The organism is Frankia sp. Allo2, assembly GCF_000733325.1.
GTDB classification, from domain to species: domain Bacteria; phylum Actinomycetota; class Actinomycetes; order Frankiales; family Frankiaceae; genus Frankia; species Frankia casuarinae.
Window position 1 is genome coordinate 16,114 of the sequence record NZ_JPHT01000020.1, and the last position, 25,622, is coordinate 41,735.

Consider the following 25,622-nt stretch of genomic DNA (forward strand, 5'->3'; position numbering starts at 1 on the left):
CACCGACGGCATCGACTACGGCCGCGTCCCGTTCACCCGCCGCCCAGGCGGTGAACCCGTCTTCGACGATCCCGAGTACTTCACCAGCCCCGTCCGGCCTCTCCAGCGCACCCCGGGCGCCGCGCTGCACCGCCTGCTCACCGCGGGCATCCCCGACCTCGCCTCACACCTACCCGCCACCCCTGACCCCCACCATGGCCCGCCGTACCAGCACCGCCGCTCGCCCCGGGCAAGGTCCGAGTCCGGGCCTTGCGGCGGGTTCGGTCCGGTCCGGGTCGGGACCCGGACCGGCGGCNGCCGACGACCGGTCCGGACCCGGCGCGGGATGTGACAGCGACCATGAGCAGCAGAACCGACCGGGACGAACGCAGGTCCGCCCGCCCGCTGGGGACCACGTCCCAGGACATGCGTCCACGCCGCCGTTCCCGTGACCGGGTCAGCGGCAGTAGCTGCGGGCAGCAAGGCATGCGCGTGGACACGGCCTCACTCCCGAGTGGCTATGTCATCGACTCTGGGCACCTTTTGTCGGTGAGTGCCGACCGCGACCGATGCGGGCGTCGGAGGGTGTCGGCGAGTTCGGGCACGAGTGGTCCGGTGACTCGCTGGACGTTCGCGAAGCTGCGTGGGCCGCTCTCAGTTCATGATGTTCTGAGTTCAGGTTGAGCTGTACTCTCGGGTCGTGGCGACGATCGCTTCGGACATTGAGGTACTGGCGCGGGTCGGCCGGGCGTTGGCTGATCCGATCAGGGCCCGGCTGCTGCTGGCTCTGCGAGACAGCCCGGCGCATCCGGCTGATCTGGCGGAGGCGATGGGGATCTCCCGGAGCCGGCTGTCGAACCATCTGGCCTGTTTGCGCGGCTGCGGTCTGGTGGTCGCGGTTCCGGTCGGTCGGCGGACCCGCTATGAGCTCGCGGATGCCCGTCTCGGTCGTGCGATCGACGAGTTGCGGGCGGCGGTCATCGCCCTGAGGCAGGACACTGGCTGCCCGGACGCGGCGGAGAAGGGCTGCTGCTGAGATGGCCGTCTCGCTGCCGTGGGGTCCGTCGCCGGGCCGGCGTGACCTGCTCGCCCGGCGGATCCGGCTTCTGGTCGGGGTCACGATCGCCTATAACGTCGTCGAGGCCGTCGTCGCGTTGACGCTCGGCGCGGCGGCGTCGTCCACCGCGCTGATCGGTTTCGGTTTGGACTCGGTCATCGAGGTTTCCTCCGCGGCGGCGGTGGTCTGGCAGTTCTCCGCCTCCGATCACGCTGTGCGGGAGGCGCGGGAACGCCGCGCGCTGCGGATCATCGCGGTGTCGTTCGTGGCGCTCGCGGTCTATGTCACGGTCAACGTGGTGCGGTCCCTGACCGGCAGGCAGGACGCGGACGGTTCGGTGCCGGGGATCGTCCTGGCCGCGGTGTCGCTGGCGGTGATGCCGTTCCTGTCCGCCGCGCAGCGCCGGACTGGCCGGGAACTCGGTTCCGCCTCCGCGGTGGCGGACTCGAAGCAGACCCTGCTGTGTACCTATCTGTCCGCGGTCCTGCTCGCGGGTCTCCTCCTCAACGCCACCCTCGGCTGGTCCTGGGCGGACCCTCTCGCAGCTTTGGTGATCGCGGTGATCGCGGTGAAGGAAGGCCGTGACGCGTGGCGCGGCGACGTCTGCTGTCCCACCCCGCCGCCGTCATCCGTCCCCGGGGCCGGTGGGCAGCCGGCCAGGTGCGGATGCGCACCGGGCTGCGTCTGTTGCGGCTGACGCTGCTCCTGGCACTCAGGGGCCGGGTCGTTCAGTGAGTGTCGGCGGTGCGGGCGCGGGTCTGCGCGAGGCGGTAGGAGTCGGTGCCGGTTTCGAGGATGGTGCCGCAGAAGGTGAGGCGGTCGACGATGGCGGCGCAGAGGCGGGGGTCGGTGAACGTCTTGGTCCAGCCTCCGAAGCTTTCGTCGAAGGCGATCGCGACGCTGGCTTTCTCCTCGCGTTCAGTCAGACCTGGAAGAGGAGTTCGGAGCCACGCCGGTCGAGCGGGAAAAGAGCGGAAACGCCTGGCGGGCGTGAAAGAATGACCGGCGACGCATCGACCTCCCCACCGCTGGACCGGCCGGCCGGCTGTGATGCCCAGCGGCCTTCAGGCACGCGGTTGTAGGAATCGGCTAAATAAGAACGAGCAGTCATATCGGCGCGCTTCGGGCGGGTAAGCAGTCCGCGAGCGCCTCCAGGCAGCCCAGCCGCGCGGCGGCGTACGGACAGCGAGTTGCCAGCGATCTAGCCAGCGAGGCGTTCGTGCTGGTCAGACGTCGTGCTCAAAGAGATCTACCGTTACGTCTCGCGCCGTGCCCATGCCGGCGCCGGAGATCATCCTCCACCAATCCCCCCAACGGCAAACCCCCTTCCCATCCGCTGGCGACACCGGTAGCCACANTGGTCACCTATTTGAGCCGCTACCCCCCAGAAGCACAGCGGCGCAGGTCAGCGCCTATACTGCACGACCCAAGCACCGCCCGACTTGGCTCCCCAGGAGCCTGGATGATAGTCGGATGGCCGCTGCTGGCGTGCGTGCTGTGCCGCGGTCTGCGGGGACCTGCGAACAGACTCTTCTCCCCACTATTCCATTTCCTGGTCGTATTTCATTGCATTTCCCCGGGTTGCATTCCTCTGCTTTCGCCTTTCGCTGCCCCGTCTTTCTATCTCTTGGGGTCGTCGTCTCGTTTCGATTTTTCCGGCAACAATCCACAGAAAGGTCTCTGACCTGCGAAAACGCGATCCAAGAAATCCCCAGAAAAAGCGGCCGGAGGTATTGATTTCACCGCCCGGGAGAGGGATTATTAGATATCGGCAGTTGCGCGCGGCGCGCGACGCCAAATCCCCCCTCTTTCCGTGTGGAGACTTTCATGTCGCATGCGTTCTTTTCCCGCGAGATTCCGTCGACCGTTCCCGCTGAAGCCGCCACCCGCGAGGACATGGCGCGCGTCACCGAAGCCGACTGGGCGGCGATCGTCACCCACGCGCACCGGTACTGCTGGAAGGTCGACGGCTCACGGTCCCGCAAGCGGGCCGACCGCAGCGCCACCATCACCCGCGACGGCCACGCCGCTTACGGCACCGATGACGTGTCCGACGACATCGCCCACGACGCGGTCCTGATCTACGCACGCAGGCTCGGGATGATCATCCGGGGCTGTGTCGTTGCCTCCATCGACGTCACCACCCGCGAAGCCGACCGGTGGCAGTACCAGCCCCACGACGCGGACATGTTCCTTGTCGACCGTGCCACGATCCGCAGCTGGGCGGTCACGGACGCCGCGCAGCGCAACGGCTACCGTCCCACGCGCCGTGACACCAGCCCCGAAGAGCTGGAGACGCAAGCGGAGCATCTGGCCGCCGTGACCTACCTGTCCGGAGTCAGCCACGTGGTGTTCGCGGCAGCATGGGGAGACGGACGGGACTTCCCGATCCTGCGGCGGGTCATCGCCGTTGCCGGCGCCGCCGAGGATCTGGGACGTACCGGCGTGTTCGCCATCGTCGCCCAGCAGATCTACGGCGGAAAGTACGGATCACGCCGCTCCGTGATCAAAGTCCGTGACGCCGCACTCGCGGAAGCACGCGAACTCACCGCCCGCTGCGACAGCATCCGCGACGCTCTCACCCACCACGACCGGCACCGACGCACCACCACCGACTGACACCACCCCAACCCCCGGAGCCTCCGAGCACACCGCTCGGAGGCTCCACCCATATCCGCAGAACGCCACCACCCCCGCCCGCCGTAACGACGGTCCGGCCCGTCCACCGCTACCACCGGTCCCGCACTGGCTCCGCCGGTCCCGCCGGAGCCGATCTCGGTTCGTCTGTCCCGCCGGCCGTGCCGGTGCCGCTGACTCCGCTGGTCCCACCGGCCAGTCTGGCCGCGCGTCCAGCTCCGGCCGTACCGGACGCGCAGGTGGCGCCGGTCCTGCCGGTGGTGTCGGTTCCTCGGTTCCCGCCGATCCTGACCGGTCATGCCGCTCAGCCTCCGACCCCGCGCCGGTCCGCCTGGCGGCGCGCTTCAGCTCCGGCCGCGCCGGTCCCGCTGGTGCTTGGGTCCGGGTTCCTGACCCGTAGGGCATGGCGGCCGACGAAGATCGCTGTGCAGGTCGGATGCCCCCGCGCGTGTAGTCACGATGGACTGGCCCATGTGGACCAATGATCGCTGGCACTGGCCGCGTTGGTCACAGCGTCGCAGGTCAGCCCCCTGATACCACTGGACACACCGGAGGCGCTGATTGCACGTGTCCGCTGTGACGTCGCATCCTGTCCAGAGGGGCCGCGCTACCGGCACGGTGCCGGCGCGCCGCCCAGGCCGCTGGCCGTTCACCGCGTGCCACCGTCACGGCGCGGGCAACGGCGCCCCCGTGACGGTGGCACTCTCGTGGATGACTCTTCCCCTGCCACGCTCGGCCCGCGCAAAAGAGACGCCGGGGAAGGCGGTTCCACACGCCAACATGGCTCTTGGTGGCCATAGCGGGCAGATACGCCGAACCCCCGGCGTCGTCTGCGGGGGCTTCGCCGGTGGTGTGGGCTACCGGGGATCGTTCAGGTCACGCCACACGATCCGCACCCGCTGAACATCATCACCCTCCACGGTGCCGTTGCCCCCGACGATCACACCGTCGATCAGTTGCGTGAGGATCACCCGCTTCGCCGCGATGTCCTCGCCCAGCGCGTCCCAGCCCGCGGCGCCGTCCACGGGCAGCGTGGCGCGCCGTCGCGCGCTGGTGTNCATCCGGGNCTNNGCCNCNCGGATCTGNCGGNCGATGGCCTTGTGNGCNTCGTCGTAGGCGTCNTCNTCCATCTTCCCGGANGCCCACCGGTCCGCCAGCGCGCTCTTGCGGGCCTCCAACGTCGCCAGCTCAGCGGCCACCGGGTCCGCCGTCGCGGCAGGCTGGAGAACCAGCGCGTCAAGGCGCTCCCGCACGGCCAGGCCCACCAGGCCGACCAGGAAGCTCTCCCCGATCCGGACCTTGGCCGCACAGCGGCCGTCGCGGCGCTGGCAGTACAGCCGCGTGCCGGTCGCGCCGTTCCCGGTCAGCTTGTGCCCNCAGGACGCGCAGTAGACGAACCCGGCCAGCACCCGCCGGACCTTCTCCGCGTCGGTGTTGGTCCGCCGCGCCGCGTCGGTCAGGATCGCCCGGACCTGCTCCCACGTCTCGACATCCAGGATCGCCGGCCACTGCGCCTCACCCATGACCGCGATGGCGCCCGTGCTGCGCCGGGACCTCCTCGTCTGATAGCCACGCATCCCGATCAGACGCGGATTGACCATCAACTCCTTGAGAGTGGTGGCATCCCACGCCCGGTACGGGCACGGGCAGTCCACCCACGCCCGACGGCCCTTGACGTTGTTCACGCAGGCCGCCCGGTGGGCTTTCGTCACGGTCGGGACCCCGGCCGCGTTGAGGGCGCGCGCGATGCTCCCCAACGGCACGCCCGCGAGGATGTCAGCGGCGATCCGGCGAATCGTTGCCGTCTCTTCCGGAATGACGGCGTGGAAGTCCCGCACGGGCCTGCCCAGATGGTCGGTAGCCNCCNCCGGCCCGTAGCCGAACGCCCTACGCCCGCCGTGGTGGCGGCCCTGCTCTGCCCGCTGCTTGGCCGCGCGGGATACCCGTTCCGCCGTGCGCTTGGCCTCCGCCCGGTCGATCGCTCCCATGAGATCGACCATGAGATAGCCGTCCGCCGTGGTCGGGTCAGCCTCCGAACCTCGCACCGGGATGATCCGGATTCCCTTGGCCTCGAACAGGTCAAGGACACGAACCCGGTCCTTCGCCGATCGAAAGAACCGGTTCGACGTCCACGAGATCACCGCGTCGATCTCACCGGCGGCAGCCATGACCAGGATGCGCTCGAACTCCGGCCGGTAGTCCTTCGTGGCCGACAGATCGTTGTCGGTCAGCACGTCGATCAGGTCGATGTCGTCCCGCCGGGCGGCATGATCGCGGATGTCCTCATCCTGGCGGGTGACCCCGGCTTCCAGCCCTTCGCGGTCATCGGAGATCCGCCGATACCCGATCGTGCGCAACATGCGAACCACTCCAGAACCGTACGCGGCGTCCTGAGTGTCCGACCAGAGCGTGACATTGGGTATCACGCGGCCACGCTCCCCAGTTCCTGACCGCACTTCGCGCAGCGGGACTGATCGAAGATGGTGGGCAGGTGGGGGCAGGGAACGAGCGTCAGCCGCTGTCCGGGCGGCCACGCCCGGCACGTGAGCGCAGACCGATCAAACGGCCTGTAGTAGACGATGGCCCCGCCCTCATCCAGACGGGAGATGTAGTCCACCCAGCCCAGCGGCGTAGCCATCCCGACCCGGACGTCGGCAACATCAACCGTGACCGGCCCATCGTCATCTGGGGCCGTCGCCCGGTCGGGGGCCTCGCCAGGCTCGGCACCGAGCACCGTCCGGCCCGCGTCGGTCAGGACGTATGCCAAGATGGTCACGGTGCCGCCGTGCAGGCTCAGGTCTCCCGCCGGCTCCCGGACCACCCAGCCGCGATGCTCGATCGCCTCGAACGTGTTCCCAGCGACACGGACAGGGCCGCTATCCCGCTCTCCGTAGTAGCCGTGACCGAAGCTGTCGGCCCGGTAGTACAGAACACTCGCGTGGGCGAAGGTCAGCGCGCGGCGCTGAGGGTCCGACAGTCGCGGGGCCTTACTCGCATGTGCGTCCATAGGATGGACGGATCGTTGTCGACATAGAGAATCCGCGATTCCGGCGCGACCTCATGTAGGTTCGGCGCGGTCGGCAGCCCGGTACCGATATCCAGGAACTGCCGGATGCCGTGCTCCGCCGCCAGGACGCGGGCCATCCTGACCATGAAGTTCCGGTTGGCCCGCATGGACGTGGGTAGGTTGGGCATACTCCTGGTGAACTCCGCGGCCGCAGCCCGGTCCGCCGGGAAGTTTTCCTTGCCGCCGAGTATGTAGTCGTAGACCCGCGCCGAGTGCGGAACGTCGCTCTTCAGGTCGACGTTCGGCGGCGCCCAGTCCGGCACCACCGAGCCGTGGGTCCACCCGGCGTTGTCACCTTTGGCCACGACTCCCCCTAGCTCTGACAGCGCCCATACACAGACGCACTGATTATTTCTCCCAGACTCTCCCATGACCCCGTAATGGCGGCATCGGATGGGGTCGGGGAGTGACGTCCTCGGGGAGTGTTGCCTCCTGGGATCCTGGGCATGCCTGGCCCCCTCGGCCCGCCTTCGGCCGCCCCGGGCTCCGGGGGCGGACACCGGATGGAGATCATCGTCTCGTGAGCACCGAGCTGATCGATCTGTCGGTACCCATCGTGACCGGCATGCCCGTCTACCCGGGGGATCCCGAGGTCGACGTGTCACCGGCACTGACCACGGCCGAGTCCGGCGTCAACGTGCAGCGCCTGCACCTGGGATCACAGACGGGCACGCATGTCGACGCCCCCTTCCACATCGACGACTCGCTGCCCAGGCTTGACGAGGTTCCGCTTCAACGTTTCACCNGACCCGCGGTTCTGCTGGACGCGCGGGGCTACGGTCCACAGGCGGCGATCGGCCCGGAGGTGCTATCAGGCCCCTTTACCCGCCCGTTTCCTCACGATGTCGTCGTCCTCATCGTCACAGGATGGTCCGTCCACNGGGGCCACGACGGGTACCTACGACATCCCTATCTCGCGCCGGACACCGCGCGGGCCCTCGTCAACGCGGGTGTCCGGACGGTCGGTATCGATGCGCTCAGCGTTGATCGAACACCCGGACCGGGCCAGGATGTCAGTCTCGCGGCCCACCGGATTCTGGGTGGGGCCGGTGCCGTCATCGTAGAGAACCTGACCAGTCTCGATCGACTTCTCACCGCCCGGGCGAACGGACGGCCCATCCACATCGTCCTGTTCCCGATTCCGCTCGCCGGAGCCGACGGTGCCCCGGTCCGGGCAGTCGCAAGCGTCGGCCCCGCGGATCAGCNCCCCNCCGCGTGCCGTCGCAGCAGCGGGTCGAGTTCGCCGGACGTGTCCCCCACGACGTTCCCGCCCGCCGGTGACGCATCGGCCGTCGGCCCGGCCGGCGTCGCCGTACCCGAGGGCATGATCCCGGTGGGAGCCACCAGCCCACCGTGCGTCCCCGGGGGGTTCACCTGTACCCGGCCGGGACGTGAGGTGGTCGAGCGCGTGCCCACGCGGGGCGCGGACCGGATGGCCGGCCGGGCCGAGGCCACGTCCACACCGACGACACCGTCCACACCGACAACACCGTCCACACCGACAACACCGTCCACACCGTCCACACCGTCCACACCGGTCTCGCCGTAGCCCGTCTCGGGGTACTCGGCGAACCGGGCGAGATCGTCCTCCTCCGCGCCCTCGTCCAGGCCTGGCTGACCAGCCGCCAGAGCGCCGAGGTCGATCGTCTCGGCGCAGGCGATCGCGAGCTCCTCGTCGGTGAGCTCCTCCACCGGCTGCTGGCCAACCCGCTCCTCCAGGGAGTCCGGTCCCGGCTGACGCTGCCGGTAGGCGAAGGAGGACCCGATCGGGGGCCGTCGGCGCCGGGCGGCCCGCTCGGCCTCGATCCGCCGGTCCATCGCCGCACGCGCGGTGGCCAGCCGCCGCTCAGTCTGCGCCGACCGGCGAAGATGAACGAGGTACGCGCCGAGTACGGCATCAACGAGGAACTGCCCGGCGATCCACAGCCCGCCGAGGACGGCGGCCAGCACGATGCTCACCGCAAGCAGGACGAGCAGGACGAGCAGGCGCTGCCGACGCACCCGCATCAGGGCGGCACGCTCGGCGTCCGCCCGACGCTCGGGACCGCGCGCAGGAACATCCACCCGCGGATCGTCGGGGTGCGCACCCGACCACCGTGGGCGGCCGGGGCACCCGTCCTCCGAGCCCCCGCCCTCCGGATCCTCGCCAGCAGACCCGCCACCGGATAGCAACGCGCCACCGGTCGAAGCGTCCTCGACGATCGGCGTGCCGGCCGCGATGGGCATCCCGGGGACGACCGGCTGCCCGCCGGGGGCTCCGGCCTCCCGGGACGGCTCGGCGGACACCGAATCCCCGAGCTCCGCGAGGTCGACCGGTCCATCGAAGAATTCCGCGTGCGACATTCCCGTTCCTCCCACGGTGAAGACGCCGCCATGATCGCCGCCGAAACGATCGACGACGGCACCGCCCCGGCCGGGCGGCCGTCGGGAGAGCACCCGCATCGCAACCGTGAAACGCTCGGTGGACCGCTGCTGCGCCGTCGTGTCGTGACGGCGCAGCCACATCGGGATCAGCACGAACCCCCAGACCGCGACGATCGCCACCCAGATCAACGCGCTCATCGGATCACACCTGCACGACCCTGGTCGCTCCCATCATCGACCACCATGATCCCGCCCGCCCCCATACTCCCACCCGCTCCTGTGGTTACGTTGTCAATCTCGCGGGATCTGTGGTCTCCGTGGTGTTCGCCGTTATCGTGGGGAGGGAACGCCGCGGGAAACGCGTCCCACCCACCACCCACTGGATGCGCACCATCCGCGGCGAGCGCGGCGGGTGCGGGCGCTCTGACCATGAGGAGCCTCTTCTCGACACCAACGATTGCGATTTCGTAGTCGACGCTAGTGAGCGAAATCCACGTGGTCACCGACCCGGAGCCCGCGTGTCGCATCCGCAACCGGATGGGCGATGGTGGATGTGTGGTCGTCAAAACGCACCGTGGCACCCCACCAGAACCGCGCATGGCCTATGGAAGCCCTCGTAGAGAGCATCGGCATCCGGTCAGGACCTTCACTTTGTCACCGGATTGAGATCCGGAACGACGGGCGGTGACTAGAAGGGACTACATCCGGTAACCGACACCGTCCCGGTGGCGGAGTGGAACGTGTCACGCAAGCCATGGATCCAGGCATCGTTCTCAGGCGCGGCGGCACCGTCGGGCACGGCACCGTCCGGGCACGGCACCGTCCGGGCACGGCACCGTCGGGCGGCGCGGCGGCCGCTCAGGGCCGGCTGTACCGGGTCTCCCGCCAGCGGTGCACCAGGCCCTCGGGGACGTCCTCGGTCGTCAGCGCGAATCCGATGTGGTCGTGGTAGCGGCCGTCGATGGCAAGGAAGTGCCGGTGCAGCCCCTCCTCGCGGAAACCGAGCTTCGCGAGCACCCGCCGGCTCGCGGCGTTCTCCGGGCGCACATTCGCTTCCACCCGGTGCAGCCCGACCGGCCCGAAACAGTGGTCGACGACGAGCGCGAGCGCGGTCGGCGTGATGCCTCGACCGGCGTACTCGCTGTCGATCCAATAGCCGACCTGAGCGCTGTTGAACGCCCCGCGCACGATTGTGGACACGGTCACCTGACCGACGAGCCGCCCCTCGAAGGTGATCGCGAACGGCAACGTGGCGCCGAGCCGGGCCTGCTGGCGCAGGCGGTGCCACATCTGACGGTAGANCGAGAGGGTCTGGCGCTGCGCCCAGGTCTCGCGGACCATCATCACTCCGGGTGGGGTCGCCTCCCACGGCGCCAGCCAGTCGGCGTTGCGCAGCCGCACCTCGACCCACGTGGAGGCGTCACGCAGACGAAGCGGCCGCACCTGGACCCGTCCGTCAGTCAGGACTGCCGGCCAACCCGGAGCTCCCACCGTCGCGCCCTATCCGGCGTCAACGGCATCGACGGCAGCGGCATCGACGGCAGCGGCATCGACGGCAGCGGCATCGACGGCAGCGGCAGGGCCCGCGGACCCCGCGGCCGGGTGCCCGTGGTCGTCGGCTCCGCGCAGCTGGGCGACGGCATGACCCACCACCCCGGCCAGCACGCCCAGCCCGTCGCGTACCCCACCGGTCGAGCCGGGCAGATTCACCACCAGGGTGGCGGCGACGGTTCCGACGAGCCCACGGGAGAGCATCGCCGCCGGCACGGTCTCCCGACCCGCCGCGCGCAGCGCCTCAGCGAGTCCGGGCACGGCCCGCTCAATCACCTCGCGCGTCGCCTCGGGGGTGACGTCGCGGGGACCGAGGCCGGTGCCACCGGTGCTCACCACCAGGTCCACTCCGTCGGCGACGGCGGACCGCAGCGCCGCGACGATCTCATCCCGCCCGTCCGGGACGATCGTCGCCGCGCCCACCTCGAAACCGAGCTCGACGAGCCCGGCGACGAGCAACGGGCCCGACCGGTCGGCATAGATCCCTCGGTACGCCCGGTCGGAGACGGTGATGACCCGGGCCCGGGCACCCGCGGGAAGGTGGCGCCTGCCACTCATTCCGCGGACCCCGCGTCCGGCGGGGGGTCGGCATGCCAGTCTCCGGAGCGCCCCCCGGTCTTCGCGATCACTCGCACCCCGGTCAGCTCCGCGGCGGGATCCACCGCCTTGACCATGTCGTGCAGCGTAAGCCCGGCGACGGCGACGGCGGTCAGCGCCTCCATCTCGACGCCGGTCCGGTCCGCCGTCCGGACGGTGGCCATGATCACCACACCGTCGTCCCGTACGTCCAGCTCGACCGTGACGCCGGAGATCGCGATGGGATGGCAGAGCGGAACGAGATCGGGCGTGCGCTTGGCCCCCATGATCCCTGCGACCCGGGCGACTGCGAGGGCGTCGCCCTTCGGTAGCCCCTGCCCGCGCAGCAGCGCCACAACCTCGGGAACGACCCGCAGCATCCCGGTGGCGGTCGCGGTACGGACGGTGACGTCCTTCGCCGACACGTCGACCATGCGGGCCGCGCCGCGATCGTCGACGTGGGTGAGCCGGGCGGCGGTCACCGGGCCGCCGATCCGGCGGCCCGGGGCACGGCCGCGTTCCCCCGGCCGGCTTCGGCCCGCGGGCCGAAGCCGGCCGGGGAAGCCGGATCCGGGGCATCGACGTCCGCAGTGTCCGCAACCACCCAGGCCATGCCGGAGAGAATGGCCCCCGATGCGTCCGGGAGCAACAACGCCGGCAGCCGGCTGCCCGCCGGCACCTCGGTAACCCCCTCGGGGATGATCAGCAGCGCCTGCGCTCCCGCCAGCGAGGTGAGCTGATGTGACCCCTGCCCGCCGGCCAGATGGGCGACGGTGGCGGGTTCCAGGCGCCTACCGTCCCCGCTCCGCTCCAGCCCCACCCTCGGGAAGGACCTCTTCCCGAGGGGGGAACGCAGGTCGGATCCGACGGTCACGACAATCCGCGGGAGCCCGGTGCCGGCGAGACCGCGCATACGTTGCAGGGCCGGGCGGACGAACAGCTCGAACGAGATGAGGGCGCTGACCGGGTTCCCCGGCAACGTGAAGACGGGCACACCGTCGACCAGGCCGAAACCCTGCGGCTTGCCCGGCTGCATCGCGACCCGATCGAACCGGACAGTCCCGGTCCGCGCGAGCACCTCCTTGACGACGTCATATGCCCCGACGCTGACGCCACCGGTCGTCACCACAGCATCCACGTCGGGAAGCACCCCGTGCAGGGCTGCTGCGAAGGCGTCCGGCTCGTCGGGCACCCCGGCCAGGCGGCGTACCACCGCGCCGGCCTCCCGTGCCGCGGCGGCGATGCCATGGCTGTTCGAGTCGACGATCTGCCCGGCGCCCAGCGGTGTACCGACCTCGACAAGCTCGGTCCCGGTGGACAGCACCGCCACCCGCGGCCGGGGATGCACCGGCGGGCAGGCCACGTTGACCGCGGCGAGCAGGCTGATCTGCGCGGAGCCGATGATCGTCCCGGCGGGGNGCACCAGGGCGCCCGGGGCGACGTCCTCCCCCGTCCGGCGGATGTGCAGGCCACGGCGCGGCGCCCGCTGGACCGCAACGGTCCGGCGGCCACCGTCGGTCCACTCGAGCTGGACGACCGTATCCGCTCCCGGGGGCAGCGGGGCCCCGGTCATGATGCGTACCGCGGCGCCGGGGAGCAGCGCGGCCGGCGAACCCGGACCCGCGGGGACGTCGCCGATGACCGGTAGGGAGACGGGAGTGGCCGCCGACGCCTCGGCCACGTCGGCGGCCCGGACGGCGTACCCGTCCATGGCCGAGTTGTCGAACCCGGGAAGCGCGACCGTCGCCCGGACGTCCGCGGCGAGCACGCATCCGTGCGCCTCGTCCAGCCTGGCCTGCCGAGCGCGGGTCGGCCGCACCGTAGCCAGGATCCGCTCGAGGTGTTCATCCACCGAAGTCATGGGCGCCCGTCCAATTCTCTGCCCTTCGATGCACCACTCGTCGCACGCCGGGTCCGGCATCACCCAGGCTACGGCCGTCGAAGCCCGGACATCTCTTACCCGCAGTTACCTTCAGGTATTACCCGCAGTTACCTTCAGGTAGCTCCAGCGGTCGGGGCGGGGGGCGTCCGCTCCNGGCCTCCCNCTCCGGGCCTCCCAGTCCGAACGGCATGCCGCGACCGCCGGGCGCTGGCCGGTTCCGGGAGCGTTCCGGTCCTTGCCGGAGTCGTCACCGGAGTCGTCACCGGAGCCGTCAAGGCCTACCCGAAGAGAAGCCGGCACATCCCGGCACCCTCAGGCGATGAAGCGGATAAATTTAAGCAATATGGATAAATCAGGACAATGCTGCCTTCGGACCACCGGACGCGACATACTCCTCGATCCACGGGTACAGCTCGGGGCCAAGGTCGGCGCGCTCGCACGCGAGCCGGATGACGGCCTTCAGGTAGTCCACCCGGTCACCGGTGTCGTACCGCCGACCCGTGAAGATCACCCCGTGCACGGGCTCGGCGGCAGTGTCGGTGCCGGCGTCCCCCGCGGCACCGGCCGGTTCGACCGCCCGTAGCGCCAGGATCCGCAGGGCGTCGGTGAGCTGGATCTCCCCGCCCCGTCCCGGCTCGGTCCGCCGCAGGACGTCGAAGATCGTCGGCGAGAGGATGTACCGCCCGATGATCGCCAGATTGCTCGGGGCCTGCGCGACCGGTGGCTTCTCGACCAGGTCACGGATCCGCACGATCCCGTACCGGTCGTCGGCACTGCCGGTGCCGGCACTGGTGCCGACGGACTCCACCGTGGCGACGCCGTAGAGGNAGACCTGGTCCTCGGGCACCTCCATCAGGGCGATGACGCTGCCCCCGAAGCGGCGCTGCACGGCAAGCATCTCCTCGAGCAGCAGGTCCCGCTCGTCGATGAGATCGTCACCGAGGAGGACAGCGAACGGCTCGTTTCCCACGTGCGCCGCCGCGCAGAGCACGGCATGACCGAGCCCACGCGGCGACTGCTGGCGGACCGAGTGGACCTCGGCCAGTTCCGCCGACACCCGGACCCGACGGAGACGAAGATCGTCACCCTTCCGTTCGAGGGCCGCCTCGATGTCCGCCTCACGATCGAAATGATCCTCGATCGCCTTTTTCGTGCGGCTTGTGACAAGCAGGACATCGCGCAGGCCGGCGCGGGACGCCTCCTCGACGACGTATTCGATAGCCGGCCTGTCGACGACCGGCAGCATCTCCTTGGGGACGGCCTTCGTCGCCGGCAGGAAGCGGGTCCCCAGACCCGCGGCTGGAATGACCGCCTTCGTTACTGGCATAGCCGAAACCTTAGTCGGGTCCGTGGACACGGGCACCGTCCACGGCCCCAGCACAGGCAATGCACAGCTCACGGCGGCCGCCGGTCCCGCCCGCCGCCCGCCCGGACATGCGCCGCGGGTCCGAGAACGAGCCCGCGGCACTCCGTGCCACCCGGTCCACCACCGACAACACCCCTACCGGTAACTGACAACACCTCCACCAACAATCGACAAATCACCATCAGTAACTATGGGTGCCACAATTGGTAACCTGCGCTCCCTCCGCCCGACATCACGCCCACGTTCGCGTGCCGTATGCCGCGGCAACCCCCCGCTGGCGGCCAACCTGCGGGAGGCTGTCGGTGTGCAGTGGAATGACCGGCCTCCGGGTGATCTCGACGAAGAGCTCACCGTCGAGCTGACGATCCGTCCGCATCCCGGACCGGTGTCCGGACGCGGGAGTCGGCCAGCGGACCCGGGGCGTGCCCGCCCCCGCCACGACGGTGTCGACCGAACCCCCGGCACCGGCCCCGAGGCCGGCGGCGGCTCCGGGCAGATCGCACCCGCCCTAGTCGGCGGCGCGTCGGCGCTGGGTGAGACGAGCGAGGCAGGCGAGGCCAAGGCTCGCCTGCGGGCCCGGCTACTGGTACAGCGCCGCGCATCCGTGGCCCTGCGTCGGGGCTCGCTGTCCAGGTCGGATGCGTCCCGACTGGCCAACCGCATCCAGCGGCTGCCCGAGGTGGAGGCCGCGCGGTGCGTGGCGGCGTATGTGGGGCTGCCCGGCGAGCCGGACACCGCCGAACTGCTCGATCGACTGCTGGCTCGCGGAGTGCGGGTGCTGTTGCCCGCCCTACGCGCCGATCTCGATCTGGACTTCCGGGAGCACGTCGGAACACTGGTGCCCGGCGCGCTGGGTACCCGCGAACCACCGGCGGCGGCACCCCGTGGGGTTCTCGCCGAGGCCGACGTGGTGATCATCCCGGCGCTCGCGGTCGACCGGACGGGCCGGCGTCTGGGGCGCGGTGGGGGCTCCTATGACCGGGTGCTGGCCCGGGTGGGCGCCGACGTTCCGGTGATCGCCGTCCTGCACGACCAAGAGGTTCTGGATGAGATCCCCATGGAGTCCCACGATCACAACGTGAAGATCATCATCACGCCGAGTCGTACGCTACGGTGCGAACCAACCGATGGCACCGGGGAACATCTCGGGCCCTCTACAAGCTAAAGTTGGCAGTCTCCACGTCAGAGTGCCAACTCCGGGAGGAGCACGTGCCTACCTACCAGTACCGCTGCACCGACTGCGGGCGTGACCTTGAGGCCGTACAGAGCTTCAGCGACGTATCACTGACGGAGTGCCCGGCCTGCGCCGGACGACTTCGTAAAGTGTTCGGTTCGGTGGGCGTGGTGTTCAAGGGCAGCGGCTTCTACAAGAACGACAGCCGGTCCAACTCCTCCGGCGGGTCCACGCAGCACCGCCCCAAGGACGTCGGCGACGCCACGGCCACGGGTGGCAGCAGCGAGGCGACATCCGGGGGGAGCACCAACAGCTCCGTCAGCTCGGACTCGTCGTCCTCGACCTCGTCGGGCGGCACCGCCACGGCCTCCTCGACGACGTCGACTCCGGCCTCCAGCACCGCGGCGGCCTGACCAGCCGCTGGATCCGCCCAAGGCGTCCGGGCATCTCGGCCTGGACGCCTTTGGCATGCCCGGACACCGAGCACCCAGCTCCTCCCCGCCGCGGCTCACCCACCGGCCCCCGGATGCGGTAACCGGGAGATGCCGGCGAGGGTTTCCAGATCTTGCGTCACACCATGACCTTGGAAGCCATCTCTTCAGGCCCGGCTACGGCCAGCCCGGAGTTCGGACTTACTCATCTAACGGAAGCCCTTCCGCCCCACTGGCGGCGTTTTTCGGCCACCCTGAACCGGCCGCGCCACCGGGGTGGCCCGGAGCCGCTGGTGCCGACAGATCTGACCTGATGCGGTGGCCTCGGCCGATGGCCGGGACGCCTACTGTTTGCGCCGCCGATAGTGCTCCACGATCCAGGCGTCTACCTCTCGCTTGCGCCAAACCCGGGTGCCTTTGGCACCGCTACCCATCGGCGCGTTGATGACCTGCAAGGGCGCCGGAAACCGGGAGTCCTTGCGTGTCCAGTAGTCCACCGCCTGGCGAGTGATCTTGAGTTGGAACGCGATGTCCCCGATGCCGACCAACTGCTCACCGTCGTCCACGCGGAACATCGTAACCACTTTGCTCTTCCTCAAGAACCTCGCTAGGGTCTAATTTGCTGAGTAGCAAATAGATGGAGGAGGAAACCATGCCCCCCACCCCGCGCCGCCTGGATGAGGTCCGGGCGCTGTTAGACNGGGACGAGGACTACGACGAAGATCCGGTCGGCGATCCGCCGATCACGGTGAGCCGCTACCGGGCGTCGATACGGGCGCTCCTGGCCGCCCGGGTACCGGAGCCCGGGATACTCGCTTCTGCCTGGTCCCAGCGGGAGACGGATGCCTTCCTGGCGGGAAGCCGGGCGACCCTGCGCCTGGTCGTCGAGATAATCGGGCACGCCCTAGCGGCGGCACCCACCGGAGACGGCAGCGGCGGCGTAGATTGACCGGCGGCGAGCGGGCGGCCAAGCGGCCGGGNGGCCGGGNGGCCGGGNGGCCGCCCGCTCGGTAGCATGCCGGCGGCCATCGGGAAGTAATAAGCACACTCCGGGCAGCCCGCCGAACAACGGCCGGCCCTAACCCGTACCCGGCCGGAGTCCAATCCCGCATCCAATCCTGCAAACGATTCACCCGAAGCACTGTCGGGATCGCGACACCAGACCGCGGCACCAGGCCGTATCCCGCGCCGGGACCTCCGTTGCGAACAACCTGCGCCACACGAGGGGAAGATCATGGGGGCCACAGAGCCGCACGACGACAAGCTGTTCGACGACGAACGCGAGATCGGTTGGGGTGACGAGTCATTGTCCGAGGAAGAGGACCCGGACATCGAACGACTCCTCGCCGATCTTCCACCGCACCACGTCGACCGCTGATCCGGCGGCGAACCCACTCGTCACCACCAGCCCCCGCCACCAGGGCGAGAAAGTGCACCACTCGGCACTTTCCTGGCGCAATTATGGGGCGCCGGGTGCGGTTTGCCAGGAACGATCCGTGCCGGGTACCCAGCCAGCGGGGCGGCGTCCGCGCAGTTGGGCAGGACGTGAACGGGCAACCCGAGCCTGTCCTGGAGGACCCGCGCCGCTGATACCGCACGGGCGGAGAATTCTCACTCACGGTGATGATTGTGGGACGTGTCACCGCCGGGAGGAGCCTCGGTTCGAATTCCAGTCGGCGGTTGGCGCCGGTATCTCACCGAATCCCAATCCGACGACCGGCTCCGGCCCAGGTACCGTAGGGGGGTACCTGGACGGGAAGGCGCGATGGATGCACGGCTACACCAACACCAAGGACGATTACACCGCTCGGCTTCGCCGCATCGAAGGCCAGGTCCGGGGGCTACAGCGCATGATTGCCGAGGACAAGTACTGCATCGACATCCTCACCCAGGTCTCGGCGACGACCCGGGCGTTACAGTCGGTCGCCCTCGGGCTCCTCGAGGACCATCTGACGCACTGCGTGACGCACGCCGCCGCCGAAGGCGGTCCGGTGGCCGACGAGAAGATCCGGGAGGCGTCGGCCGCGATCGCGCGGCTCGTTCGGTCCTGACCACGGCGGTTGCGGTGAAGGCGGNTGCGGTGAGACGACGGACATCGCTTTCGAGGTTCGTCGAGGTCCCCGGGTCGGGTGCTGCGCAGGTCATCCTCGCCTGTTCACCTTCACGGAATATGCCTCCTGGATCTCGCAGGTTACGCCGGACGGCCCCGGACCGGGGCCTGCCGGATGGCGTCGGCCGGGTAGCGTCGGCCGGGTGACGAGCGAGACCGACGGCACCGCGGTGCCCGCCAACGGTGCGGTCGACCGCACCGCGTCGGTGCAACGGATCTGGCTGGACGACCGGTCCTGGGTCGACGTCACGCGCGGATGGCTACGCGAGGCCGACCAGCTGTACGAGACCCTGCATGCCGAGATCCCCTGGCGACAGGGAACCATGTGGCGTTACGAACGCCACGTCACCGAACCACGGATGAGCGCCTGGATCCCGCGGGGTCGGCCGGTCGCCTTTCCCGCCCTGCTCGACGCCTACCGGACCCTGCGGCGGACCTACGGCGTGGAGTTCGACGGCTTTGGCCTGTCGCTGTACCGGGACGGAGCCGACGGCGTCGCCTTCCACCGGGACCGCGAGATGCGCTGGCTCGACGACACGGTGATCGCCATCCTCACCCTCGGTGCCCGGCGACCGTTCCTGATCAAGTCTCGCCACCTGCCGCCCGGCCGACGGATCCTCAACGACCCGGAGGCATCCGGCGCTCGCGACCTCTCCCCGGCCGGCGGTGATCTGATCGTGCTGGGAGGTCGGGCCCAAGCCGACTGGCTGCACGCGGTGCCCAGGGTCCCGGAGCACGTCGCCGGACGCATCTCGGTCCAGTGGCGATGGACGTCCCGGACGGGCCGCCCGGAACAGGGCCCCGGTTACGGCGCCGCGCGCCACTTCTCGCGATAGCCGCCGCCTGCCGGCTCCCCGAGGCATCCTCACCTGCCCGCACCCGCGGCACCACCACCAGCAGCAGGCCGGACATCACGAGGAACGCGACCAACCCGGCCGGTCACCGGGCGGGCCGGTCACCGGGCGGGTCAGTCACCGGGCGGGTCAGTCACAGGGCGGGTCGTAGTGCCGGTGACCGAGGTAGGTCCGCCACTGCTCCCGATTGATGCGGCCCTCGGCCCTGGCACAGATCTCGTCCTCGGCCGCGAGCAGGTCGAGCTGCCAGAGACGGACGGCGTCACCGGCTACGACTGCGAGGACGCCCTCATGTCCCAGAGGTCCGAAGACCGTCGCCGTCGGCGCGGTGCCGACCGGCAGGGTGGCCCGCTGCACCGGCCGGGATGGTGAGCGCATGTCCCAGAGCGTTACCTGACCGGCCGGGGTACTGACAGCGAGGACCCGCCCGTCGGCGGAGAGCGCGATCGAACCGGCCTGGCCTGGCCGGCTCGCGATGGCGGTGAGGCGGTGCAGTCCCCGGGGGCTGTCCAGCCCATAGATCTCCGTCAGCGAGCCGCCGTCGGAGGTACTCGCCACGGCGAGCCACCGGCCGTCCGGGCTGACGAGGAGCTTGCGGACAGTGGCGGGGGCGGTCAGCTGGGCCCGGCGGCGCGGTTGCCCGGCAGCGGTCACATCCCAGACGGAGAGATGGCCTACCCCCCCGACCGCGAGCGAGTCGCCGTCGGGGGTGAAGGCGAGGCTGGTGACCTCCGCCGGCTGGGGCAGCTCGGCGAGGGCGCGAGGATTCTGCGGATGGCCGATGTCCCAGAGACGGACGACGCGATCGGCGCCCGCCGAGGCCAGGGTTCGACCATCCCCGCTCACCGCGACGCTCGCCACCGCACCCGTGTGTCCCCGCAACTCGGCGAGCAGACTCACCCGTTGACCGGTGTTGATCGCCGACTGAAGGTCNCCGNNNTCCGTNNNCCCGGGCTGGGCCAGCCGCCATAACCGGATCACCCCGTCCGTCCCCGCCGTCACCATGATCGTGGACGCCCGCACACCCGTGGCCGGACCGGATGCGGGTATCAGCGCGACGGCGAGCAGGCCCTTCACCGCGGCCGCCGGGGCGACCCCGGCCGCGAGGGGGCTGCGATCTCCCATGGCCGCGGCCACCGCGGGCAGGTCGGTGATGTAGCGCACCCGGCCAGGGCCGATGATGTTCCACACCGACCCGCCGAAGTCACCGACGATGATCAGATATCGACCATCCGGGGTGATCAGCAGATCGCGGATCGCTCCCGTCGCCGGCCCGATCTGCCGGATGCTCGCATTGACCAGCGCCTCCGCCGCAGCCGAGGTCGGAGCCATGCGGTAGGCCGAGACGGCGAGTTGGCCGGCGAGATCCGGTTCCCGGTCGAGAAGGCGCATCGCGCCACGGGCCGCCTCACGCGACGTGGCCGCCGCGCTGCGCTCCCGCAGCGTATCGACGATCACAACGGTCGAGAGGACGAGCACCGAGACCGCCACGCCGATCGAGAGCACGCGTCGAAGCCACCCGCGGTCCAGGTGATCCCGCGGTGACGATGGTGATGACAAGGCGGAGACATTCCCGGTGCCCTCCTGGACGTAGCTTGCGCGCGCTCTCGCGGCCGCGGTGGGCAGTGGGGCGGGCACACCGGCCAGAGCGGCCGACGGACCGGGAGACGACGGACCGGGAGACGACGGACCGGGAGACGACGGACGCATCCGCGGTTCTGCTCCGGTACGGACGGCGCCGAGGGCGACCGCGGCGGCCGGCGGGACGGCCGTGATCTCCGCGGCCGGCGGGACGGCCGTGATCTCCGCGGCCGGCCCGGTCCCGAGCACGGTCACGGTTTCGAGTACGGTCACGGTTTCGAGCACGATCTCGAGGCCGTGGATGGCACCGATGGCAGGAGCGGCGAGGTCGCTCGTGCCTACGACCTCCGGTTTCGTCTCGGACTCGACCGTCCGCCTCGTCTGCACCGGCACCAGCGTCTCGATGACACCCGCCGGCAGGGCGAGACGCCGGGTGGGTTCGACCGCCGGCTCCGCCTCGCTTCGTGTCGGATAGGCCATCAGCTGTTCGAGCAGTTCGGCCGCGGCCGGCCGGCGCTTCGGGTCCTTGCGCATCGCCGCCGCGACCAGCTCTCGCAGCTCCGGGCAGAACACGGACAGGTCGGGTTCCGCGTAGACGGCCCGCTGCAGCAGGACCCGGGGCGTTCCGGCACCGAATGGCGGCCGGCCGGTCGCGGCGAACAACAGCATGCCGCCCCAGGTAAAGACATCCGATGCGACGGTGGCGGTCTGCCCGAGAGCCTGTTCGGGCGTTATGAACGCAAGTGTTCCGATACCGGACGGCGGTCCGCCCGGATTATTGATGCTTACCGCATTCATCGCTCGGAAGAGCCCGAAGTCAACCAGCCGCACTCCCTGCCCGGAAAGAACCACATTGATAGGCTTCAGGTCGCCGAGGAAAATTTCCAATTCGTGCAGTGCGGCCAGAGCCGTCGCCAGCCCGACGGCGAGCCGGTAGGTGTCTGGTCCGGACAACGCTGCGCCGCCGGCGACGGTTGCGGCGAGAGTCGGAGCGTCGATGAACTCCGCGACGACGTATGGGGGGCGAGCGCCCGTGTCGAGGTCGAGGATGGCGGCGAGGCAGGACGGCGCCAACCGGCGGATGTTGTCGAGGTCGACGCGCAGGCGCCGACGGAACTCTGCGTCCCGCCCGAAGGGCGCAGTAATCGTCTTGACGAGGACCGGACGCGCCTCGCCGTTACGTGCAAGAAACACTGGTCCTGTCCTGGCGTCGACCAGCTTCCGTTCAACTGTATACGGACCGATAGTCTGGAGATCAGTCCCGGTGAGCCCAGGGAGGTTGCGCCGGGATATCGCCATACGACGAAACCTCCTACGACTGCACAAACCGGCCGTGCCGGCACGGCGGCGGATCTGGTCGACAAATTCATGTTATCGGCGCGAGCCATGGGCCGGGCGCCCCCTTGTGGTGGTCGAGCACCCACACCCACGCCATCCCGCCTAATGTTGGCGGGAGGCCGGATGCCCGCCGACGGGCGTGGACGATCAGGCGTTCGTCGGCCGGGCGAAGGGCTGCAACCGGGTGACGAGTCCGCGGACCTCGGCCCCGGCCGCAGCCAGGGTCTCCTCGGCGGAGCTGCGGCTGCTGCCCTCCAGCAGGACGTCCAACGCGATCAGCCGCTCCGCGATCTCCGTCATCAGATCAAAGTCGCGAACACGCTGGTGGACCAGTTCGGCCAGCCGCTCGTTCTTCTCGAACAGCTCGACGAAGACGCTGACCTTGGCCCGGAGCAACCAGGGGTCGAAAGGCTTCGCGATGTAGTCGACCGCGCCGACAGCGTAGCCGCGGAACGCGTGATGCGGCTCGCGGTCGATCGCCGTCAGAAAGATGATCGGAGTGTCTCGGGTACGCCCCCGCTGCTTGATCCGGTGCGCTGTCTCGAAACCGTCCATCCCCGGCATCTGGACGTCCAGCAGGATCACCGCGAAGTCGTCCACCAGAAGACGCTTGAGAGCTTCCTCACCCGACGACGCCGTGACGAGATCCTGATCCAGCGAGGCGAGAATCGCCTCCAGGGCCATCAGATTGTCCGCTCGATCGTCGACCAGCAGGATCTTGCTGCGGGGCCGTTCCGTGCTCGGCCCACCTTCGCCGTCGACGGAACCGCCGGTCCGCTCGGTCACCCGCCTGCCTCCTCCTTCGCGATCGCCCTGCCGACCCGTGGTGGGCGTCGCCACCCCTACATGATCACTGATCGCTCCCGGCGGCATCTCACCACCCCACCGATAGCCACCCGAATGCGCACCATACGCGATCTGATCAATACAGATACGACCGCATCACCCCGAGGAGATGCTCCAGATCCACGGGCTTGGTGATGTAGTCGGTGGCTCCGGCGGTGATGCTCTTCTCCCGATCTCCCGGCATGGCCTTGGCGGTCAGCACCAGGATCGGCAGGTCCGCGAACGCCGGCATGTCACGGATCATCGAGGTCGTTTCGTTGCCGTCCATGCCCGGCAACATCACATCCATCAGCACGAGGTGCACGGGCGGGGTGTCCTGCTGCAGCATACGGATCGCATCATGACCGTTGTCGGCGTAGAGGACCCGCATTCCGTACATCTCCAGCGCGCTGGTGAGCGCGAAGACGTTGCGGACGTCGTCGTCGACGACCAGCACCGTGGTGCCGACCAGGGGATCGGATCCTTCCGATCCCTCGGTCAGCGGGCGGCTGGCGGACTCGGTGGACTCGGTGGACTCGGTGAGGAACGGAGTCCCCACCGTGACGGGCTCGCTCGGCCGCCAGCCCGACGTGAAGGCCGCCGAGCCCTCCGCCGGTCCGCTGGCCGCGGCGGACCAGTGGGCGCCGCCGATCCCACCCGCGTCCCCGTGCCCGGCGGTTCCCCCCGCGCCGGGCCCGGAACGGGTCGGGGACAGGGACGAAGACGAAGACGGGGACGAGGGCGCGAGTGCCGCCGTGCCGAACCGGTCGGCGTCGGGGTTCTGCCATCCGTTCGCGGGCCCGGCATCGCGGCCGGCGGACGGCGCGGGTCCGCCACCCGGTTCCGCGTCCACTCCCTCACCCGACCGCCGCCCGAGGTACTGACCCGACGGATCGACGATCATGAGAACGTTGTCTGGCTCGCCCGGCGTGACCCCAAAGGGCGGCGTCTGCGCCGGCGGGGCCGACGGCAGGNAAAGGGNGAAGGNGCTCCCACGGCCGACCACGCTGGAGACCGCGATGGCCCCGCCCAGCAGGCGGGCGATCTCCTTGCTGATCGACAGGCCGAGCCCGGTGCCACCGTAGCGACGCGACGTCGTGCCGTCCGCCTGTTGGAACGCCTCGAAGATCATCCGAAGCTTCTCGACGGCGACCCCGATTCCGGTGTCGGTGACCGCGAACGACAACACCGTGCCCGCGGAACACAGGCTCGGCGAGAGGAAGGGCAGATCCGGCCGGGCGACGGTGACGTCCAGCCGGACGGTGCCGGTGTCGGTGAATTTCACCGCGTTCGACAGGAGGTTCTTCAGCACCTGCTGGAGGCGCTGCTCGTCGGTGACGAACTCGGCCGGCACGTCGGGAGCGAGGTTGACCTGGAATGACAGGCCCTTCTCCTCCGCCACGGGGCCGAAGACCCCGGCGACCGCGTCGCAGAGCGCCGCCGTGCGCACGGTGGTCGCATCGACGTTCATCTTGCCGGCCTCGACCTTCGACAGGTCCAGGATGTCGTTGATCAATTCGAGCAGCTCGGAACCGGCGGAGTGGATCGTCTCGGCGAAGTCGATCTGCTTGCGGGAGAGGTTACGGTCCGGGTTGTCGGCCAGCAGCTTGGCGAGGATGAGCAGACTGTTGAGCGGCGTGCGCAGCTCGTGGCTCATGTTCGCCAGGAACTCCGACTTGTACTGCGACGACAGCGCCAGCTGCTCGGCCTTCTCCTCCAACCCGATGCGGGCCAGCTCGATCTCGTGGTTCTTCTCCTCGAGCAGCGCCGCCTTCTCCTCAAGCTCGTTATTCGTCCGCTGCAGCTCGACCGACTGCGAACGCAGCTCCTGGGTGAGCCGCTGGGACTGGGCCAGCAGCTCCTCCGTCCGCGCGTTCGCCATGATCGTGTTCAGCACCACCCCGATGGTGTCGACGAGCTGGTCGACCAGGGTGAGGTGCAGCTCGGAGAACGGCGAGAACGAGGCCAGCTCGATGACGCCGAGCACCTGGTTCTCGAACACGACCGGCACGACGACCAGGTCGCACGGCGGCGCCTCACCGAGTCCGCTGCGGATGTTGAGGTAGCCGGCTGGTACGTGCTCGACTCGGATACGGTCGCGTTCCAGGGCCGCCTGCCCGATGAGTCCCTCGCCGAACAGGAAGGTGCCGTCCGAGCGGCGCCGGGGCACCGAGCCGTAGCCGGCGACGTAGCGCAGCTTGTCACCCTCGATGAAGTCGAGCAGGTAGACCGTGCCCTGCTGGGCGTTGACCGCTGGCGTCATCTCACTGATGATCATCTGGCAGACCGCGTAGAGATCGCGCTGGCCCTGCATCTTGCTGCCGATCCGGGCCAGGTTGGACTTCAGCCAGTCCTGCTGGGCGTTGACCTCGGTGGTCTCGCGCAGTCGCGCGATCATCTGGTTGATGTTGTCCTTGAGCTCGGCGACCTCGCCCTCGGCCTCCACCGAGATGGACCGGGTCAGGTCACCGCGGGTCACCGCGGTGGAGACGTCGCCGATCGCCCGCAGCTGGATGGTCAGCGTGGACGCCAGCTGGTTGACGTTGTCGGTGAGGTCCTTCCACGTTCCGGCGACTCCGGCTACGGTGGCCTGACCGCCGAGCTTGCCCTCGACGCCAACCTCCCGGCCCACCCGGGTGATCTCCGCTGCGAACGAGGAGAGCTGGTCGACCATCGTGTTGACGGTGTCCTTCAGCTCGGCGATCTCACCCTGCGCGGTCACGGTGATCTTCTGGCTCAGGTCGCCGCGGGCCACCGCCGTGGTCACCAGCGCGATGTTGCGGACCTGACTGGTCAGGTTGCCCGCCATCGAGTTCACCGACTCCGTCAG

General features: G+C 69.5%; 22 protein-coding genes and 2 pseudogenes. 10 read left to right on the forward strand and 14 right to left on the reverse strand.

Annotation, left to right across the window (positions count from 1 at the left end):
* The first annotated feature begins 679 nt into the window (after positions 1-679).
* Both ALLO2_RS14295 and ALLO2_RS14300 read left to right on the forward strand, forming a co-directional pair.
* The gene (locus tag ALLO2_RS14295) at positions 680-1,015 is read left to right on the forward strand and encodes a helix-turn-helix transcriptional regulator (RefSeq protein WP_011437108.1); all 336 of its coding nucleotides are present in this window, start codon (positions 680-682) and stop codon (positions 1,013-1,015) included.
* 1 nt (position 1,016) lies between these two features.
* On the forward strand, positions 1,017-1,733 hold the full coding sequence (locus ALLO2_RS14300; protein WP_011437109.1) for a cation transporter: 717 nt from the start codon (positions 1,017-1,019) through the stop codon (positions 1,731-1,733).
* 31 nt (positions 1,734-1,764) lie between these two features.
* On the opposite strand, the pseudogene ALLO2_RS24590 reads toward ALLO2_RS14300, so the two are convergent.
* A pseudogene (locus ALLO2_RS24590) lies at positions 1,765-1,997 on the reverse strand (ATP-binding protein); the annotation flags it as partial.
* 866 nt (positions 1,998-2,863) lie between these two features.
* On the opposite strand from ALLO2_RS24590, the gene ALLO2_RS14305 reads away from it, so the two are divergent.
* Positions 2,864-3,655: a hypothetical protein gene (locus ALLO2_RS14305; RefSeq protein ID WP_023840976.1), complete on the forward strand. Its 792-nt coding sequence runs from the start codon at positions 2,864-2,866 to the stop codon at positions 3,653-3,655.
* An 875-nt stretch (positions 3,656-4,530) separates the two neighbouring features.
* Here the strand turns inward: ALLO2_RS14305 and ALLO2_RS14310 are convergent.
* From ALLO2_RS14310 to ALLO2_RS14320, 3 genes are all read right to left on the reverse strand, one after another.
* Positions 4,531-6,033, reverse strand: a complete 1,503-nt coding sequence (locus ALLO2_RS14310) for a recombinase family protein (protein ID WP_084588442.1) — start codon at positions 6,031-6,033, stop codon at positions 4,531-4,533.
* Positions 6,034-6,095: 62 nt separating this feature from the next.
* Positions 6,096-6,680: a hypothetical protein gene (locus tag ALLO2_RS14315; protein ID WP_023840978.1), complete on the reverse strand. Its 585-nt coding sequence runs from the start codon at positions 6,678-6,680 to the stop codon at positions 6,096-6,098.
* Positions 6,623-7,045, reverse strand: coding sequence for an SAM-dependent methyltransferase (locus ALLO2_RS14320; RefSeq protein ID WP_023840979.1), 423 nt, complete (start codon positions 7,043-7,045; stop codon positions 6,623-6,625). Before ALLO2_RS14320 ends, ALLO2_RS14315 begins: the two co-directional genes overlap by 58 nt.
* A gap of 260 nt (positions 7,046-7,305) precedes the next feature.
* On the opposite strand from ALLO2_RS14320, the pseudogene ALLO2_RS27300 reads away from it, so the two are divergent.
* Positions 7,306-7,935 (forward strand): annotated as a pseudogene (locus ALLO2_RS27300) (cyclase family protein); the annotation flags it as partial.
* A 5-nt stretch (positions 7,936-7,940) separates the two neighbouring features.
* On the opposite strand, the gene glpR reads toward ALLO2_RS27300, so the two are convergent.
* From glpR to ALLO2_RS14355, 6 genes are all read right to left on the reverse strand, one after another.
* Positions 7,941-9,302: a gephyrin-like molybdotransferase receptor GlpR gene (gene glpR, locus ALLO2_RS28295; protein WP_035732672.1), complete on the reverse strand. Its 1,362-nt coding sequence runs from the start codon at positions 9,300-9,302 to the stop codon at positions 7,941-7,943.
* Between the two features lie 660 nt (positions 9,303-9,962).
* The gene (locus ALLO2_RS14335) at positions 9,963-10,595 is read right to left on the reverse strand and encodes a GNAT family N-acetyltransferase (protein ID WP_035732673.1); all 633 of its coding nucleotides are present in this window, start codon (positions 10,593-10,595) and stop codon (positions 9,963-9,965) included.
* A 9-nt stretch (positions 10,596-10,604) separates the two neighbouring features.
* On the reverse strand, positions 10,605-11,213 hold the full coding sequence (locus ALLO2_RS14340; RefSeq protein ID WP_023840983.1) for a molybdenum cofactor biosynthesis protein B: 609 nt from the start codon (positions 11,211-11,213) through the stop codon (positions 10,605-10,607).
* Positions 11,210-11,713, reverse strand: a complete 504-nt coding sequence (moaC, locus tag ALLO2_RS14345; RefSeq protein ID WP_011438408.1) for a cyclic pyranopterin monophosphate synthase MoaC — start codon at positions 11,711-11,713, stop codon at positions 11,210-11,212. Before moaC ends, ALLO2_RS14340 begins: the two co-directional genes overlap by 4 nt.
* Positions 11,710-13,092, reverse strand: a complete 1,383-nt coding sequence (glp, locus tag ALLO2_RS14350; RefSeq protein ID WP_232235104.1) for a gephyrin-like molybdotransferase Glp — start codon at positions 13,090-13,092, stop codon at positions 11,710-11,712. Before glp ends, moaC begins: the two co-directional genes overlap by 4 nt.
* Before the next feature lie 373 nt (positions 13,093-13,465).
* Positions 13,466-14,440 carry a UTP--glucose-1-phosphate uridylyltransferase gene (locus ALLO2_RS14355; RefSeq protein ID WP_035732674.1) on the reverse strand — a complete coding sequence of 325 codons (975 nt, stop codon included), beginning with the start codon at positions 14,438-14,440 and terminating at the stop codon, positions 13,466-13,468.
* Positions 14,441-14,783: 343 nt separating this feature from the next.
* On the opposite strand from ALLO2_RS14355, the gene ALLO2_RS14360 reads away from it, so the two are divergent.
* Positions 14,784-15,644 carry a 5-formyltetrahydrofolate cyclo-ligase gene (locus tag ALLO2_RS14360; RefSeq protein ID WP_023840986.1) on the forward strand — a complete coding sequence of 287 codons (861 nt, stop codon included), beginning with the start codon at positions 14,784-14,786 and terminating at the stop codon, positions 15,642-15,644.
* 44 nt (positions 15,645-15,688) lie between these two features.
* A complete protein-coding gene (locus ALLO2_RS24605; protein ID WP_011438412.1) occupies positions 15,689-16,066 on the forward strand; it encodes an FmdB family zinc ribbon protein in 378 nt (125 codons plus the stop codon).
* A gap of 362 nt (positions 16,067-16,428) precedes the next feature.
* Here the strand turns inward: ALLO2_RS24605 and ALLO2_RS14370 are convergent, their stop codons facing one another.
* Positions 16,429-16,659, reverse strand: a complete 231-nt coding sequence (locus ALLO2_RS14370) for a hypothetical protein (RefSeq protein WP_173645797.1) — start codon at positions 16,657-16,659, stop codon at positions 16,429-16,431.
* Positions 16,660-16,736: 77 nt separating this feature from the next.
* Here ALLO2_RS14370 and ALLO2_RS14375 point away from each other — a divergent pair, with 77 nt between their 5' ends.
* The 4 genes from ALLO2_RS14375 to ALLO2_RS14385 all read left to right on the forward strand — a co-directional run bounded on the left by ALLO2_RS14375 (position 16,737) and on the right by ALLO2_RS14385 (position 19,030).
* Positions 16,737-17,033 carry a hypothetical protein gene (locus ALLO2_RS14375; protein ID WP_035732719.1) on the forward strand — a complete coding sequence of 99 codons (297 nt, stop codon included), beginning with the start codon at positions 16,737-16,739 and terminating at the stop codon, positions 17,031-17,033.
* Between the two features lie 285 nt (positions 17,034-17,318).
* Positions 17,319-17,462, forward strand: a complete 144-nt coding sequence (locus ALLO2_RS26465) for a hypothetical protein (protein ID WP_023840989.1) — start codon at positions 17,319-17,321, stop codon at positions 17,460-17,462.
* A 391-nt stretch (positions 17,463-17,853) separates the two neighbouring features.
* Complete coding sequence (locus ALLO2_RS14380; RefSeq protein WP_011438415.1) at positions 17,854-18,135, forward strand: metal-sensitive transcriptional regulator; 282 nt, start codon at positions 17,854-17,856, stop codon at positions 18,133-18,135.
* Between the two features lie 202 nt (positions 18,136-18,337).
* The gene (locus ALLO2_RS14385) at positions 18,338-19,030 is read left to right on the forward strand and encodes an alpha-ketoglutarate-dependent dioxygenase AlkB (protein WP_011438416.1); all 693 of its coding nucleotides are present in this window, start codon (positions 18,338-18,340) and stop codon (positions 19,028-19,030) included.
* Positions 19,031-19,177: 147 nt separating this feature from the next.
* On the opposite strand, the gene ALLO2_RS14390 is transcribed toward ALLO2_RS14385, so the two are convergent.
* The 3 genes from ALLO2_RS14390 to ALLO2_RS14400 form a co-directional block, all read right to left on the reverse strand.
* Positions 19,178-21,928, reverse strand: a complete 2,751-nt coding sequence (locus ALLO2_RS14390; protein WP_035732675.1) for a serine/threonine-protein kinase — start codon at positions 21,926-21,928, stop codon at positions 19,178-19,180.
* 186 nt (positions 21,929-22,114) lie between these two features.
* Complete coding sequence (locus ALLO2_RS14395; protein WP_023840991.1) at positions 22,115-22,753, reverse strand: two-component system response regulator; 639 nt, start codon at positions 22,751-22,753, stop codon at positions 22,115-22,117.
* 136 nt (positions 22,754-22,889) lie between these two features.
* Positions 22,890-25,622, reverse strand: a 2,733-nt coding sequence (locus ALLO2_RS14400; protein WP_035732676.1) for an ATP-binding protein, incomplete at its 5' end; no start/stop codon positions are given.

Coding starts and splice junctions, on each gene's coding strand:
- ALLO2_RS14300 (WP_011437109.1), top strand. CDS start 1,017: ATGGCCGTCTCGCTGCCGTGGGGTCCGTCGCCGGGCCGGCGTGACCTG.
- ALLO2_RS14305 (WP_023840976.1), top strand. CDS start 2,864: ATGTCGCATGCGTTCTTTTCCCGCGAGATTCCGTCGACCGTTCCCGCT.
- ALLO2_RS14315 (WP_023840978.1), bottom strand. CDS start 6,680: ATGGACGCACATGCGAGTAAGGCCCCGCGACTGTCGGACCCTCAGCGC.
- ALLO2_RS14340 (WP_023840983.1), bottom strand. CDS start 11,213: ATGAGTGGCAGGCGCCACCTTCCCGCGGGTGCCCGGGCCCGGGTCATC.
- ALLO2_RS14370 (WP_173645797.1), bottom strand. CDS start 16,659: ATGTTCCGCGTGGACGACGGTGAGCAGTTGGTCGGCATCGGGGACATC.
- ALLO2_RS26465 (WP_023840989.1), top strand. CDS start 17,319: ATGGGGGCCACAGAGCCGCACGACGACAAGCTGTTCGACGACGAACGC.
- ALLO2_RS14380 (WP_011438415.1), top strand. CDS start 17,854: ATGCACGGCTACACCAACACCAAGGACGATTACACCGCTCGGCTTCGC.